17 protein-coding genes are annotated in these 14,968 nt (G+C 57.0%); 11 read left to right on the forward strand and 6 right to left on the reverse strand.

Features of this window, described 5'->3' with window-relative positions; translation table 11 throughout:
• Window positions 1–4 precede the first annotated feature (4 nt).
• Genes B9Z40_RS10570 through flhA form a run of 3 tightly spaced genes read right to left on the reverse strand, consistent with a single transcriptional unit; the run spans window position 5 to window position 4,430 of the window.
• Window positions 5–829 (reverse strand): MinD/ParA family protein, encoded by an 825-nt coding sequence (locus B9Z40_RS10570; RefSeq protein ID WP_100173309.1) that lies wholly within the window; start codon window positions 827–829, stop codon window positions 5–7.
• A complete protein-coding gene (locus tag B9Z40_RS10575; RefSeq protein ID WP_100173310.1) occupies window positions 822–2,306 on the reverse strand; it encodes a hypothetical protein in 1,485 nt (494 codons plus the stop codon). Before B9Z40_RS10575 ends, B9Z40_RS10570 begins: the two co-directional genes overlap by 8 nt.
• A 6-nt stretch (window positions 2,307–2,312) precedes the next feature.
• Window positions 2,313–4,430: a flagellar biosynthesis protein FlhA gene (gene flhA, locus B9Z40_RS10580; protein ID WP_100173311.1), complete on the reverse strand. Its 2,118-nt coding sequence runs from the start codon at window positions 4,428–4,430 to the stop codon at window positions 2,313–2,315.
• A 235-nt stretch (window positions 4,431–4,665) separates the two neighbouring features.
• Between flhA and B9Z40_RS10585 the strand changes: the two genes are divergently transcribed.
• Genes B9Z40_RS10585 through B9Z40_RS10630 form a run of 10 tightly spaced genes read left to right on the forward strand, consistent with a single transcriptional unit; the run spans window position 4,666 to window position 12,884 of the window.
• Window positions 4,666–6,189, forward strand: coding sequence for a flagellar hook-length control protein FliK (locus B9Z40_RS10585; protein ID WP_100173312.1), 1,524 nt, complete (start codon window positions 4,666–4,668; stop codon window positions 6,187–6,189).
• A gap of 24 nt (window positions 6,190–6,213) precedes the next feature.
• Window positions 6,214–6,792: a flagellar basal body-associated protein FliL gene (gene fliL, locus B9Z40_RS10590; RefSeq protein ID WP_100173453.1), complete on the forward strand. Its 579-nt coding sequence runs from the start codon at window positions 6,214–6,216 to the stop codon at window positions 6,790–6,792.
• 37 nt (window positions 6,793–6,829) lie between these two features.
• Window positions 6,830–7,828, forward strand: a complete 999-nt coding sequence (fliM, locus tag B9Z40_RS10595) for a flagellar motor switch protein FliM (protein ID WP_233204876.1) — start codon at window positions 6,830–6,832, stop codon at window positions 7,826–7,828.
• Window positions 7,829–7,847: 19 nt separating this feature from the next.
• Window positions 7,848–8,159, forward strand: coding sequence for a flagellar motor switch protein FliN (gene fliN, locus B9Z40_RS10600; protein WP_100173314.1), 312 nt, complete (start codon window positions 7,848–7,850; stop codon window positions 8,157–8,159).
• 17 nt (window positions 8,160–8,176) lie between these two features.
• A complete protein-coding gene (gene fliO, locus B9Z40_RS10605; RefSeq protein ID WP_100173315.1) occupies window positions 8,177–8,515 on the forward strand; it encodes a flagellar biosynthetic protein FliO in 339 nt (112 codons plus the stop codon).
• The gene (gene fliP / locus B9Z40_RS10610; RefSeq protein WP_100173316.1) at window positions 8,512–9,264 is read left to right on the forward strand and encodes a flagellar type III secretion system pore protein FliP; all 753 of its coding nucleotides are present in this window, start codon (window positions 8,512–8,514) and stop codon (window positions 9,262–9,264) included. Before fliO ends, fliP begins: the two co-directional genes overlap by 4 nt.
• A gap of 11 nt (window positions 9,265–9,275) precedes the next feature.
• Entirely contained in the window at window positions 9,276–9,545 is a 270-nt protein-coding gene (gene fliQ / locus B9Z40_RS10615) for a flagellar biosynthesis protein FliQ (protein ID WP_100173317.1), read from the forward strand.
• Window positions 9,546–9,563: 18 nt separating this feature from the next.
• The gene (gene fliR, locus B9Z40_RS10620; RefSeq protein WP_100173318.1) at window positions 9,564–10,340 is read left to right on the forward strand and encodes a flagellar biosynthetic protein FliR; all 777 of its coding nucleotides are present in this window, start codon (window positions 9,564–9,566) and stop codon (window positions 10,338–10,340) included.
• Complete coding sequence (gene flhB / locus B9Z40_RS10625; RefSeq protein ID WP_100173319.1) at window positions 10,333–11,496, forward strand: flagellar biosynthesis protein FlhB; 1,164 nt, start codon at window positions 10,333–10,335, stop codon at window positions 11,494–11,496. Before fliR ends, flhB begins: the two co-directional genes overlap by 8 nt.
• Window positions 11,493–12,884 (forward strand): hypothetical protein, encoded by a 1,392-nt coding sequence (locus B9Z40_RS10630; RefSeq protein ID WP_100173320.1) that lies wholly within the window; start codon window positions 11,493–11,495, stop codon window positions 12,882–12,884. The genes flhB and B9Z40_RS10630 overlap by 4 nt, the downstream gene beginning before the upstream one ends.
• 168 nt (window positions 12,885–13,052) lie before the next feature.
• On the opposite strand, the gene B9Z40_RS17115 is transcribed toward B9Z40_RS10630, so the two are convergent.
• Window positions 13,053–13,232 (reverse strand): hypothetical protein, encoded by a 180-nt coding sequence (locus tag B9Z40_RS17115; RefSeq protein WP_143473966.1) that lies wholly within the window; start codon window positions 13,230–13,232, stop codon window positions 13,053–13,055.
• Window positions 13,233–13,253: 21 nt separating this feature from the next.
• Window positions 13,254–13,442, reverse strand: coding sequence for a hypothetical protein (locus B9Z40_RS17120; RefSeq protein WP_143473967.1), 189 nt, complete (start codon window positions 13,440–13,442; stop codon window positions 13,254–13,256).
• Between the two features lie 84 nt (window positions 13,443–13,526).
• On the opposite strand from B9Z40_RS17120, the gene B9Z40_RS10640 reads away from it, so the two are divergent.
• Window positions 13,527–14,531 carry a hypothetical protein gene (locus B9Z40_RS10640; RefSeq protein ID WP_100173322.1) on the forward strand — a complete coding sequence of 335 codons (1,005 nt, stop codon included), beginning with the start codon at window positions 13,527–13,529 and terminating at the stop codon, window positions 14,529–14,531.
• Window positions 14,532–14,550: 19 nt separating this feature from the next.
• Here the strand turns inward: B9Z40_RS10640 and B9Z40_RS10645 are convergent, their stop codons facing one another.
• The gene (locus tag B9Z40_RS10645) at window positions 14,551–14,961 is read right to left on the reverse strand and encodes a surface-adhesin E family protein (protein ID WP_100173323.1); all 411 of its coding nucleotides are present in this window, start codon (window positions 14,959–14,961) and stop codon (window positions 14,551–14,553) included.
• Between the last annotated feature and the right edge of the window lie 7 nt (window positions 14,962–14,968).

The following is a 14,968-nucleotide window of genomic DNA, read 5'->3' on the forward strand; positions in this document are numbered from 1 at the left end:
CGAGTCACCCGTTCCCTGGCACGCGGAGCATGCGCTCCATGAAAAACTGCATGCGCCCAGAAGCCGTCTGAATGGGCGGCAGCTGGTCCAGCGCTTCGGCCAAAGCCCGGAAATCGCGCGAGGCAGCACTGCCAGGGGCGTAATCCAAAACAGACTGGTATTTGCGCAGGGCTTGCAAGACCAACTCGTCACCCTCAATGGCATGCAGGTAACGAATCGAGATCCCCAGAAAACGGGCACAAACGTCGTTCAGGCGCCGGTACAACTGGCGACCTTCGTGGGCACTGCCCACCATATTCGGGATCAAATAAATTTCATCAAGCGACTGCTCGGTCGACATGACCTTGATCAAGCCGTAAGCATCGGCAATCGAAGAAGGTTGATCGCACACCACCACAAATCGGCGCTGGCAGGCGGCCATGAACTCCAAAACGGCAGGCGCAATGCCCGCAGCAACGTCCACCACCAGGTAATCAACCGGCTCATCGAGGCTGTCAAAAGAACGGATCATGGTCGCAATTTGGGCAGCATCCAGCGCCGCAATATTGCGCAAACCCGAAGCACCCGGCACCAAACGCACACCTTGGGCGGTAGTGACCAACACTTCTTGCAGGGTTTTTGTGCCATTGAGCACATGGCTGATGTTGAACGGGGCATGAGCGCCCAGCGCAATTTGCGCATTGGCCATGCCCAAATCGGCATCCAACAACATCACTTTATGCCCCCGGAGCGCCAAAGCGACGGCCAAATTGATGGCCACCGTGGTTTTACCGGCGCCCCCTTTGCCGCTGGCGACACCAATGACTTGGGGGAATGTATTCTTATCCATGAAGGGCCTTGGCGGACGACATTGTCGTGGCCCGTGGCTTGACGGCACGGGACTTGGGTTGAATTTCTGCGGCCGCAACTGCCGCTTTTTTGGCTCGCGGCTTGCGGGCGGCTTTGGGAGAAGGTTGGGCACCGCTCAGGTGCTGAATCTCGGGCAAGAAAGCCTGCAAAGGCATCATGGCCAAATCGACCAGACGCTCTGGGCCAAAAGCCAAAGCGGGCACGTTGATTTTGCCGTCCTCTGCCATGCAAGATACCCCCAGAGGCTGCTCACAAAGACCTTTGATCAAAGGCCAGGGATAAGCCGCTTCGTCCACTTTGGTCAACATCAATGAAGACCAGCGAATTTCGGAGTTTTGGAGAATTTTTTGCACACTGGTCACTGTAGCATCAACAGGCAGGACCGCATGAAGGTTCAGGGTCAATTGCGACTGAAGTTGTTGGGCTTGGGCTGAAAAATCAGCGCCCGGGGTGTCGATCCAGACGGTCTTGCCGTGCAAGTCGTCCAGCAGCGTCTGCAACATGCCCATGTCGGCAGCCCGAAAGCTAGAAGCGCCTGCTTGAGATGCCAACAACTGAATCTGCGACCAAGCACCGGGGCGCTGGTCGCCGTAGCTGATCATGACCTGCTTTTCGGCACCATGTTCCTGGGCTGCCGCGTAAGCCAAACGGCCCAACATCGAGGTTTTGCCGGCCCCCGAGGGACCGCACAAAGCATGCACGCCTTGGGTGGGGGTCGCCACCACAGGCCGGTCCATGGCTTCCACCAACATGCGCTGAACCACAGGCCAGGCTTCGTCCAGCGTTTCCAGCTGTTGGATGCTGTCGGTGAGCAAAGAACGCAAACCCGAGGGCATGCCCACTTCTTGCATCGCCAGGGTCAGTTTTTGGATGTCTGGCGACAAACCCAAGGTTTGCTGCCAAGGTTGCATTTGGCGCGACAGCGCAAATTCCTTGCGCAAAGCGGCCATTTCTTCACGCAGCATGTCCACAATTTCGTGGCTGCGCTGCTGTTCGTAGTGCGCCGACTTGGCCGCTTGCACGTCATGCTGGACTGGCAGAGCGACCGGCTCAGCAGCGGCCATGCCGGTCTGAGCGGCCAGTGGGGTGGCTGGCGTGGGTGCGTCCGGGCGAGCACGCAAGCGCTCGAGCGCGGTTTCGAAGGCCATCGCGCCATCATCGTCGGCTTCGTTTGCCTCATCAACAGGGGCGGTGGCGTTTTGAAACACCTCGGCAAAAGGCACAAACTTTTCGTCGTTCGCCTTGAATGACGCTTTTTCCTCGGTCCTGTCGACAGGGGGCAAAGAAGCCTGCGGCGCCTCCACCAAGGGTTCAGGGCCCACGTCCACCGCCACGATCAATTCGGTCTGCTGGTCCACGCGCTGACTGGAAATGATCAAGACATCGTTGCCGTACAACTGGATGGCTTTTTCATTGGCGGAGCGGCTGTCGCGGGCAATGATGCGTTTGAGTTCCATGATTTATCAGGCCTTGGGGGCGGAAGAGTTGTTGCGTGGATCGGCTTGAACGGTGTTGATCACCTTGACAGACTGATCGTCCGGAATTTCGCTGTAAGACAGAACGGTGAGGTCGTTCACGCGGTAGCGCACGGCGCGGGACATCCAGGGGCGAATGGCGGGAGAAACCACCAACACCGCAGGCAAGCCCTGCTCTTCGGTCGTGCGCGCACTCTCGCGCAGAGCAGCGAAGAGGCTTTCGGCCAAACTGGGCTCCAACACCATGCCGGCCGAATTGGTGTTTTGTTGGAGCACGTTGTGCAGCAACTGCTCCAGCTGGGGGTCCAGCGTCAGCACCGACAGGGTGTCGCGGTTTTCGGTCAGACTTTGCACGATCATGCGGCCTAACTTGGGACGTACCAGCTGTGTCAATTGATCTGGGTCTTGCGTGCGGCCGCAGACTTCGGTCAAGGCCTCGACAACGGTGCGCATGTCGCGGATCGGCACCGATTCTTGCAACAGGTTTTGCAGTGTGCGGGTGACCACACCCAAAGACAACTTGCCGGGCACCAGCTCTTCGACCAACTTGGGCGACTTGACCGCCAGTTTGTCGAGCAGCTTTTGGGCTTCGTCGTGGCTCATCAACTCGGAAGCGTTGTCACGCAGCACCTTGTTCATGTGGGTGGCAATGGCCGTGCTGGGGTCCACCACGGTGTAACCCAAAGCGCGCGCTTGGTCGCGCAGCACGGGCTGAATCCAGACGGCTTCCAGACCGAAAGCAGGTTCTTTGGTGGCTTGGCCTTCAATTTTGCCGTACACCTTGCCCGGGTTGATCGCCAATTCGCGGCCGACCTTGACTTCGCCGCGGCCACGCACCACGCCATTCAAAACAATGTGGTAGGCGTCTGGCTCGAGGTTCAAGGCGTCGCGGATGCGCACAGGTTGCACCAAAAAGCCCAGTTCGGCCGAGAGCTTTTTGCGCACGCCCTTCACGCGGGTCATCAATTGCCCACCCGACTCCACGTGGACCAAGGGGATCAAACCGTAACCAATTTCCAAACCAATCAAATCGACCTGCTCGACATCGTCCCAATCGAGCTCTTTGGGGGCGTCGCTGCTGGGCGCTGCAGGTGCGGCAGCGCTTTCTTCCAGCTGCATTTGTTTGCGCATGATCATGAAAGCCACACCCGCTGTGGCACCCGCCAACACCAAAAAGACCAGGTGTGGCATGCCGGGCACCATACCCATGATGGTCAAAATGGCCGCCGAGATGAACAAAGCCGGCACATTCGAGAATTGGGCAGTCGCCTGCTCGGTCATGGACTCGGAGGTTGTCACCCGGGTCACGATGATGGCGGTGGCCAGCGACAGGAACAGAGAAGGGATCTGGGCGACCAGGCCGTCACCGATGGTCAACAAGACATACAAACGGGTGGCATCGCCCACCGACAGGTTGTGCTGGCCGATGCCAATCGCCAAGCCGCCCACGATGTTGATGATCAAAATCAAGAGGCCGGCCATGGCGTCACCGCTCACGAACTTGGAAGCACCGTCCATCGATCCGAAAAAGTCAGACTCTTGGGCCAGCTCTTCGCGGCGCTTTTTGGCGGTTTCTTGGTCAATCACACCGGCGTTCAGGTCGGCGTCGATCGACATTTGTTTACCAGGCATAGCATCCAAGGTGAAACGGGCATTGACCTCGGAAACGCGGCCTGCACCCTTGGTCACCACAAAGAAGTTCACGATCATCAAGATCACAAAGATGATGAAACCCACGACGTAGTTGCCGCCGATCACGAACTCGCCAAAGGCCGCGATCACCTTGCCCGCGGCATCCGCGCCCTCATGGCCATTGACCAGCACCACGCGGGTCGAAGCCACGTTCAGCGCCAAGCGCAGCATGGTGGCAAACAGCAAAACCGAAGGGAATGACGAAAATTCGAGGGGTTTGCGAGTGCCAATCGCGATCATGATCACCACCAGGCTGATCATGATGTTGAAGGTGAACAAGATGTCCAGCAGCAAGGGTGGCAGGGGAACCACCAACATCGCCATGATCATCAAGACCAAAACGGGCAAGCCCAAACCCGCCAAATCGAAGCGCGAGAAGTTCTGTCGGATGGCGGACAGGGTCAATGTGGTCATGGGCTGGTCGGGGCTGGCAAGGTGAAGAAGGTATCAGGATGTAAATTTTCCAACACCATTAAGCAAAGTACATGCCACACCGATTGACACCCCCCCACAGGAATCGGCCAAGCTCCTCGCCCAAACCTGGTGCGTAACTTGCATGATCAGGGTATTCCTCAGGCCAGCGGCAAGAATTGACCGCTGACCGAGGAGTGTTTGACCCCGTCATTGCTTACCCAAAAACAACACGCCCATGACCATCACATCGATTGAAACCTCAAGCCAAACAGCCTCCAGCGCCAAAGTTGACATTTCAGCCTCCAGCAACGACCCCAGCACACGCGCTGAAAACAGCGAATTCGGACAAATCATGTCAGGGGTCATGCAATCTTCCGCCGAATCCAAAGCCATGACGGCTGGGCAAGAAGTGGCCGTTTCATCGGCTCTGCAGCCAGGATTTCCGGGCTCTTTTGGCGGCAATTTGGGCGCTTCTTTGGGTGGGGATTTTCTCAAGGCCGTGAATTTGGGTCCGACGATGAACGTCATCACTTCGGAGTCCACCGTCCCCGATGAACAAAGCCTGGAAGCATTTGCCCGCTCACAAGGGCTGGATGAAACCGCTGTTCAGTGGTTGATGGGCAGCACACCGGTCATCACACCGCCCGCCCAAACGAGTTCACCAGAGTCGACACTGGTCTTGAACAAAACCGCCTTGTTGGGTGATGCGAAAACGGCCAACACAACTGCTTTGTCCGGCGAAATACTGACGCCCGCTTCAACAAGCCAAGCTCAAGCCAGCCATTTAGCAGCCATCCCAAGCGGGGACGCCAATGAAAACAACAACGGAAATGTCAACATGAACGTTAGCGTGAATGGCAGCAAGTCTGATTTGAACTTGCTGACAAATGCCTTGACTGCTGCAGCACTTTGGACCATGACACAAGCCACAGAAAAGGCCCGCGGGGCCAGCCCAGCGCAAGAAGACCCCTCTGAAATCAGCAAAGTTCAAATCAACTTGATGGCTTCACCTGCCCCCGCCGCCTTCTGGATGCTGCGCAATCCGCAGGCCGTGACGCCCACCAAAGAACCTGCCACCACCGCATCCGGCATCGCTTTGAGTGAAATCGATTTGACGGACACCGCCACGCCAGAACTGCTGGAAAGCCTGAGCCAAACAGGGGCCGAGGGTGCTGCGCTCAACACCGCTGCCTCTGCAACGGATCAACCGACGCCTTTGTCTGGCCAGCCAGGTCACCGCGTGGATTTGGCGGCTGCAGCACGCCAGGACGCACAAAACCCTGACGCCAGTGCCTCGGCACCCGACTCCGGAAATGCCCAACGCAGTGAAAATGCCCAAAACTTGGCCGAAAAAATGGGCCAAGCCGTGGGGCAGCGCATCTTGTCCGAGATCGAAAAAGGCCAATGGCACCTGAAACTCTCTTTGCGACCCGCCACCTTGGGCCACATCGAGGTGGAAATGCGCATGCGCAGTGGTGAGCTGGACGCGGTGTTCACAGCACCCCAAGCCATGACCCGCGAACTGCTGCAAGAAGGCATGTCCAAACTCAAAGACACCCTGAGCCAAATGGGCATGGATGTTGCTTCAATGCAGGTAGGCGATGGTCAAACCCAGAAACGTGGCGGAGAGTCGACACCTGGACAAATGTCAAAATCGACTAAAACCAATGCGGATGACTCAAAATCCAGCCTTTCAGCCGTTCAAACCCCGGTTTCTCGAATGAAGATGGGGCAAGATGGGTGGGATGTCTTGGTTTGACACGCAAACACTGAAGGAACAATGATGGCTGACGAAGAAATTGAAGTTGAAGGCAAGAAAAAATCACCCCTGATCAAGATCATCGTGATCGCCTTGGTGGCGCTGCTCCTTTTGGTAGGTACCGCAGTGGGCACCATGTTTGTCACCGGGTTTTTTGACAAAAAGGACACTTTGGCGGCTGAGCAAGCCATGAAAGCCATGGAAGAAAGCGTCGCCGACCCCAAAGGTGCAGCCAGTGACAACACCCCCCAAAAGAAAGCCAAGGAATCGCCCGAACTCGAGCGTTTTGAAAAGAGCTACATGGAGCTGGAAAAGCCCTTGGTCTCCAACTTGACCGGTACGCGCAAAGTCATCCAGCTGAACGCGGCCATCATGACGCACTACGACGAACGCGTGTTCAAAAATGCCAAAAAGCATGAATTTGCACTGCGCTCTGTGACGCTGGATGTCATGCGTCAAACGACCGAAGCGGACATGGCCAAACCTGAGTTTCGCAAAGAATTGGCCGCCAAAATTCGCGAAGAAATGAACGCTTTGTTGCAGAAGTACGAGGACTTCGGTGGCATCGAAGAAGTCTATTTCACCAGCTTTGTGGTTCAGTGACCCGACATTTTGTTGAATTTGATCGATTTCCATGAGCATGGCTGAAACCCAAAACCTCTTGTCGCCCGAAGAACTGGCCGCTCTGTCGGCCAGCTTCAACGACGGCAGCATGGAAGTGGACACGGGCTACAACCTGGATGTCCAAGTGCGCAAGCACGACCTGGCCGCTGAAGACAGCAGCCTGGGGGTGAACGTCGCCTCGCTGGACATGATCAACGAGCGCTTTATCCGCATGTTCCGTTTGGGCATGCTGGAAGTGCTGCGCACCAGCCCCAGGGTCAACCCCACTCGGGCGCAAATTGTTCGCTTTGGTGATTACATCAAAGAGTTGAAGGCGCCCCTGTCGGTGAACATCATCCGCATGGCCCCTTTGCGTGGCTATGCCATGGTGGTGATTGACACCACCGTGGTCTTCAGTTCGCTGGACAGTTTTTTCGGCGGCTTTGGCCGTGGCGTTGGACAACTGCCCGCGGGCCGCTTGTTCACCCCGACAGAAGCACGCATCATCAAGATCATCTTGCAGGTTTTTTTCCGCTCTTTCAAAGAAGCTTGGGCCCCTGTGGCACCGATCGACTTTGAACACGTCAGCTCTGAGATCAACCCGCAGTTTGCCCAAATCGCCGATGAAAACGACCTGGTGGTGCTGAGCCGATTTGAATCGGACTCCACCAACCAAGGCTCTGGTTTCATTGACATGGTGATCCCGTATGTCGCACTCAAGCCTGTGCGCGATGTGCTGCGCAGCCGCGTGCAGACGGGTGACGGCAACGAAGAGTCCGACAAGGTCTGGCGCGTTCAACTGGACGACGCGGTGCGCGACGCCGAGTTGGAAATCCAAATTTTGTTGGGCAAGCTGAGCATGTCCTTGCAGGATCTACAAACCATGCAACCTGGCGATGTCTTGCCTTTCAAAAAACCCGAATCGGCGCGGGCCATGATCGAAGACATGCCTGTCTTCGAGGTCGAAGTGGGCGCGATGGGCAGCCAAGTGGCCGTCAAGATCACCGATGCCATCAGCCCCAACCTAATTGCCTGAACCCCATTGAGGAGCGCCCATGAACGAACTGAACAACCCCGAAGAATTCATCCCAGAATCAGGCACCAAAGGCCAGATCCATGGCGATGTGTTGCAAAACATCCCTGTCACCTTGTCCATTGAGGTGGGCCGTGCGGTGATCAAAATCCGTGACCTGATGCGCTTGACCCAAGGCAGCGTGGTTGAGTTGGACCGCATTGCGGGCGAACCCTTGAACCTGCTGGTTAACAACACCGTGGTGGCCCAAGGCGAAGTGGTGCTGGTGAACGACCGCTACGGCATCCGCCTGACGCGTGTGGTGCCGGCTTCCGAACGCCTTGACAACCTCTGACACGGATCGGTACGGGCATGACCTCGGTTTGGACTTTGGGTGACTGGTTGCAATATCTGTTCAGCTTCGTTTTTGTCATTGGTTTGCTCCTGACATTGCTTTGGACACTGCGCAGGTTGCAAAACGGCCAAGGCTTGTTGCGCAAACACACACAACGCCTGCAAACCTTGGAAACGCTGTCGGTGGGCACCCGCCAGAAAATCATGTTGATTCGGGTCGATGACCGAGAAATCCTGGTGGGCGTATCGGTCCACAACATGACCGTGCTGTCGCCGTGGCCTCACAACGACACAGACAAAGCCCTGCACAGCGACCCGGCCGCCATTGACGCCCTCACAGAAACCCCTACCCCATGAAGCGCACTTTCCACATTGGTCTGATCCTCACCCTGTTGGTGGGGCTGTTGCCTATTCTGGCGCAGGCTGCACCCGACATGCCCGCCATCACCAGCAGCAACACAGGCAAAGGCACACAGTACAGCATCACGCTTCAGTTGCTGGCCTTGATGACCACCTTGTCGGTGTTGCCCTCCTTGCTGCTCATGATGACGGCTTTTGTGCGCATCGTGATCGTCATGTCCATCCTGCGCCAAGCCTTGGGCACGGGCCAAACGCCCCCCAACATGGTGATCGTGGGTTTGTCGCTGTTCCTCACGCTGTTTGTGATGTCCCCGGTGCTGAACGACGTCTACCAAAACGCCCTGCTCCCCTACATGAACCAAGGTTTGGGTTTTGACAAGGCCTTGGCCGCGGCCGAAAAGCCGATTCGGGCCTTCATGCTTTTGCAAACCCGTGAGGATGACATCGCCATGTTCATGGAAATCGCCCGAAACAAAGGCGTGGCCAGTGCACAGGACGTGCCCTTCATGACGCTGGTGCCAGCGTTTTTGACCTCTGAGCTCAAAAGCGCTTTCACCATTGGCTTCCTGATTTACATCCCCTTTGTGGTCATCGACCTGATCGTGGCCAGCGTCTTGATGTCCATGGGCATGATGATGTTGTCGCCCATGATGATTTCAATGCCCTTCAAATTGATGTTGTTTGTGCTGGTCGACGGCTGGAGCCTGATCATGGGTTCATTGGCCGGCAGCTTTGCCATGCCTTAAAGGAGTACAAGATGGACACCGCGATGGTCATCGATTTGGGTCGCCAAGCTTTGTGGACGGCCGTGTTAGTTTGTGCGCCCTTGCTAACGGTGGCTTTGGCCGTGGGTTTGATCATCGGCATCATCCAGGCCGCCACATCGATCAACGAGTCCACTTTGAGCTTCATCCCCAAACTGATCGCTCTGGGTTTGGCCTTGCTGGTGTTTGGCAGCTGGCAGTTGGTCACCCTGATCGATTTCACGCGCAGTATTTTTCAGCGCATCCCGACCCTGTTCAACTGATCACGGGAATACGCCGCCATGAACTTTCTCGCAGCCGACGTCATTGAAAGGTTTTACACCTTTCTGTGGCCCATGCTGCGCATTTCGGCCTTGATGATCACGGCCCCCATTTTTTCAGTGAACGCCTTCAACCTGCGCCTTCGCATCTTGATGGCCTTGGTCTTGGCTTGGCTGGTTTACCCGCTGCACACTTGGCCTGTGGTCGATCCCTCCACCGCCCCAGGGCTGGTCGAGGTGTTCAACCAAATCATGATCGGCTCGGTGATGGGCCTGATCCTGCAAGTGGTGGTGGCGGCAATGGTGGTGGGTGGTCAAAGCATCGCCGCAGCCATGGGCCTGTCCATGGCCAGCATGATGGACCCTAACATGGGCAACGTGCCGGTCATATCTCAGCTGATGATCGTGATGTCTACCCTTATTTTTGTGGGTTTTGGTGGCCACGCCATCATGCTCGGCATCATCTCTGAATCCTTTTTTTCCTTGCCCATCGGCACCTCGATCCTCAACCAAGACGTGTATGGCCGCGTCTTGCAGTGGAGCTCCATGGTGTTTTTAGGGGCGGTGTTGATGGCCTTGCCCGTGATGGTGTCGCTGTTGTTCATCAACGTCGGTCTGGGCGTAGTCACCCGCGCCGCGCCCAGCTTGAATATTTTTGCTGTCGGTTTTCCTGCGCTGATCATCGCGGGTTTTTTGATTTTGATCATATCCCTCGAAAGCATCGGCGCCCGCATTGAGTGGCTTTGGGTGCAGGGCTTCACTGTCGTGCGCAATGTGATGGGGGTGACCAATGTCTGAAGCCTCCAGTGACGACAAAACAGAAGACCCGACGGCCAAGAAACTCAGCAATGCGCGTGAAGACGGCCAAGTAGCCCGTTCCTCCGAGCTGCCAGCGGCCGTCATTGTCATCGGTTCACTGACCATCTTGCTCATGAGTGGTGGCTGGCTGGTCAGCCGCATGGCCCAAATTTTTGCCAACGGCTTTGTGTTTGACCGCACCACCATCGACAAGCCCTTGCTATTGCCCGCGCACTTCGGCGACCAGTTGCTCTCGTCTTTCATCACAGTCATGCCCATCATGGTGTTCACTTTGATCGCTGCGATTGTGGCTTCGGGTGTGACGGGGGGCTACTTGTTCTCACTCGGGGCAGTTGCACCCAAAGGCTCCAAACTGAGCTTGATCAACGGACTCAAACGCATTTTCGGCACGCATGCCCTTGTCGAACTGGGTAAAGCCATTCTCAAGTTCACCTTGGTGTCGTCCGTGCTGTGGTGGTCCTTGAGCAACAACATGGACTCCCTGATCCAAATGGGCCAAATGGGCCTGGAGCCGGCCTTGACGGCGGCCGCGGTCATGATCATGAAATCAACCTTGTGGGTCGCTTTGAGTCTGGCGGTCATCGCGATGATCGATGTGCCTTACCAAAAATACGCCTTCATGAAGCAAATGCGGATGACCAAACAAGAGGTCAAGGACGAGTACAAGCAAATGGAAGGTAGCCCTGAGGTCAAGGCCCAGATCCGCAGGCGTCAACGCGAGATGGCGAACTCGCGCATGATGGCCCGCATCAAAGATGCCGACGTGGTGATCACCAACCCCGAACACTTTGCAGTGGCACTGGAGTACGACCCCACGGGCGATGGTGCACCCGTGATGGTGGCCAAAGGCTCAGACCACATGGCCAAACTCATTCGCGAAGAAGCCAAGGCCCATGGCGTTTACCTGTTTGAAGCCGCGCCCCTTGCCCGCGCCATTTACTTCACCACCGAAGTCGAACAACAAGTGCCCGAAGACCTCTACCACGCTGTGGCGCAGGTCATTGCCTATGTCTTCAGCCTGGAGGCGGCATCGCCCATGAACCCACCACAAGCCAAACCCCGCGTGAAAGTCCCGCCCAGCATGCAGTTCAACCCCGACGGCAGCAAGCTTGAGAAAGCGGGAGCCAAAGCATGAACATTCAGATCAACCCCGAGACCACCGCTTTGAATCCCTGCGTGTTCCGTGCAGCCGACCGCATGCGCATCGATGGCTGCGCCAACGCCGTGGCCCACGAAGGCCTGAGTCTGGCCCTGTATTGCCCATTTGAGGCCCTGCTCGACCACTACATGAACTTGTTGCTGGTGCGCGTGCGCCAGCAAGCGCCAGAACACCGCATCGAGGTCTACTTTCCGGCCAATACCGACTCTTTGCTGGGCCGCTTCAACGAAGTGCTGGCGACGCAGTCACTTAACCAAGCCGTCAAAGCGCATGCAGCCGTGAACCAAGCCCAAATCTGGATCGTGCACGACGCACAAACCTTGCCTGAGAGCGAGATCCAGCTGCTGGCACGCCTGATCCAAAATTTCCCCGGTGCCAACATTCGGGCCATCTTGTTGATGTCGGGCAACCCCAACGCCCAGAAGTCGCCTCTGTCGGCCTTTGGCCGGAAAATTTTGCGCTGGGACATCGAGGCCCCCACCGAAGAGCAAGCGCAAGCCGCTCTCGACCAGTCAGGCCAAGAGGGCAACTTCAATGCGGTTCAGCAGTTGATTCAGCGCATCCAGCGCCAACAACGCCCACAGCTGGACTCGCCACTCAATGCCCCTGAATTGCACATCATCCCAGCCGCAGCTTCGACCGCCGAGCCCAGCAAGGGCTCAGACTCCAAAGTTCATAAACAACTGAACGCTTTTCAGAAACACGGTGCCTCGGCCCTCCAATCTTGGCGCCTGCCCGGGGTGGGTGTAAAAAGCGCTGGGGTATGGCTTCGTCAGAACAACAAACTGGCACTGGGCATCACATTTGCCCTGGTCATGTCCACGCTCATGATGCTCTGGATTCAACCGGAGGCATTTGGACTCAAAGCGACCAAACCCGTGGTGGTGCCGCCTCTCGTCAGCCTCCAGTTGGCGATGCCCGCCGCTTCTGAGGCTACTCCGGCGGCCCCTTCTGCAACAGAAAGCCCCACCACGAACGCTTCGCAGCCTCAGGCGCCATCTCCCCAGCCCGCGCCAGCCGTGATGGCGACAACCCCGGTAGAACCGGCCATCGAGACGCCCGAGGGCACGCTTCAGGGCCAAGCTTGGCTGAGAAAGCTCGACGCCAACAGCTTTTTGCTTCAACACGGCACCGCCAGCAGCTATGCCAAGGTGCTGGACATACAACGTCGCCATCCGCCCTTGAAGGATGCCCAAATCATCGCGGCCTATCGCCCGGGTGAAAAATTAGCGCACTTTGTGATCGTCTCGGGCCCCTACACCAGCTTAGGCCAGGGTTATGAGGCCTCCAAGCGACCTGGCATTCCCCGCAGCTGGGTTCGCCCCACGCGCGGCTTGCAAGAGCAGCTCAAGAGCCCGACCTGAGCCCTGAAAGCCCACCATGACCCCGAAAAAAGTCTTGCCAAAAACATCGCCAAAAGCATCACCTCAAAGCACCGATGAAACCCCGGCAGCCGAAGTGACTGCGTCGGCCAAACGGTCTGCCTCGGTCGTGAAAAAGACCGCTGGCAAAGTGCCCAAAACGCCAAAACCTCAGACGCCGAAACCGGCGGGGAAAAGCTTGGGCAAAAAGGCGATACCACGGGCAAAGCCATCGGCTACACCCTCGGAAAGCCCAGCAGCAGTCAAAACAAGCAGCCGCTCAGCACCACGGTCTTCCGCACGACCCGATACGCAAACCAAGACACGCAAACCTGCTCGGGTGAAAGCCACCGCCCTGCCCTCCACACCAGATCAAGCTTCGAGCAATGCAGCGCTGAAAACAGACCCTGTGTTGCCCGAACAGGCCGTTGAAACCACCGCGCCTGAAACAAAGTCACCCGACAACATGGCGGCTGACAAAGCCACACCAGTCACAGTGACAGCCCCTGTGGTGAACGATGCCGAACTTTGGGAGCAAGGCAGCCCCATCCGATCACGCATCGCCCAGTTGAGAACACGCAATTCGCTTTTGGATGAACAACTTCAAAGACTGCGTCCCCCATTCCAAGTCCGAGGAAAGAAAAAATGAGCGAGAACACCTTCAAGCCCGCTGAGGAGCCCATCGACATCGCCGAGGTCGAAGGTCGTGAAACGACGCCCACCGAACCCACAGGTGACGCGGCAGCCCCCGAGACTCAGCCCACCCTTGCGCCCAAGCCGGCCCCAGGACCCAGCCCAGTGGCTGAAAAACCCATGCATGTGGGCATCACCGTGGACCAGCGGGCTTACCAGCAATACCAATCTTTGGCGCAAGTCGTTCTGGACTCTGCCGAGTTGGCCACCAAATCGGCCGAAGCGGCCACCAGTGTGAGCAGCCAGCTGCGACAAGCCACACAGGAGTTCAAGGAAGTCACCGACGCCGGACACAAAAAAGCCCGCCTTTTGCTGGCCGTGATGGGCGGCGTCATGGTCCTCAGCCTGATTTTCTTCCTCATCATGGGCGTGCGCTTGGTCAGCCGCATCAACCAGTTGGACGCCATGCTCATGGCCGTAGGCAAGCGCGTGGTCGAGCTCAACACCGGTATGGAGTCTCTGGAGGGTGTCAATCAGAGCGTCAAGGAGCTGGCTTCGCAACAGGTGGCCCTGACGAAATCTCAAGGCCAGATTGAAGGCCGCATTGACGCATCCCTCAAACAGTCTGAGAGCTTGGTACAAAAAGTCCCCTCAGAGACCGCCAAGCAAGTGGCCGCCAGCAGCGACTCGGTGATTCGCCAGGTCCAAGGCATCAACAGCAAACTGCAAACCCAAGCCAATGCGGTACAGTCTTTGGGCAACGAAGTGAAGTCTTTGAAGTCGGCGGTCGGCAATGTGGACGGGCTCAAACGCGATGTCGAAGCTTTGGTGACCCTGCAAAAAGAGCGTTACCTCGAAACGGTGCAAAAGAACAATGCCAACAACTCACGCGAGCGGGCTGTTCAGTTTCCGCGTTATGGTGGCGCCAAGCCCGGTGAAACCAATGCACAAGCGGGCACGCCTGCAGCAGTTCCCAACGCGCCTGCCACTGCAGCACCGCCAGCCAGCAAGCCCTGATGAGGCTTGAGGGGCTGGCTTACTCGATACAAACCGCGATGTAAGTCAGCGTGAAAACACCGTAGGGCGGAATTTTGCGCCAGTAGCCCATGTCGTTCACGGTGAACAATTTTTGCCCAGTCATTTTGGGGCCCGCGTAGCTGGTCATTTGCCCCAACCGGTGCATTTTGTAATTGCAGTCGTACTCGTTGATGTAACTTCTGGAGCGCACACCTTCAGCATCAGCGGTTTTCAGATCCTGCATTTCCCTGACACGGCGAATGGTGTTTTCTTTTTCGATGCTGTTGCGGTTGAGATACAGCGTGACCTCTTCGGATTCGCCCATGCGGGTCCAAGCCATGGCCTTGCTTGGAACCAACAGCCCCCACAAGGCCAAGCCGACGAGGCCAAGCACCAGACCAGCGCGCGTGGAAAACAAAGGCAAAGTCATGTCGTTT

The organism is Limnohabitans sp. 15K (assembly GCF_002778285.1).
GTDB lineage: Bacteria > Pseudomonadota > Gammaproteobacteria > Burkholderiales > Burkholderiaceae_C > Limnohabitans_A.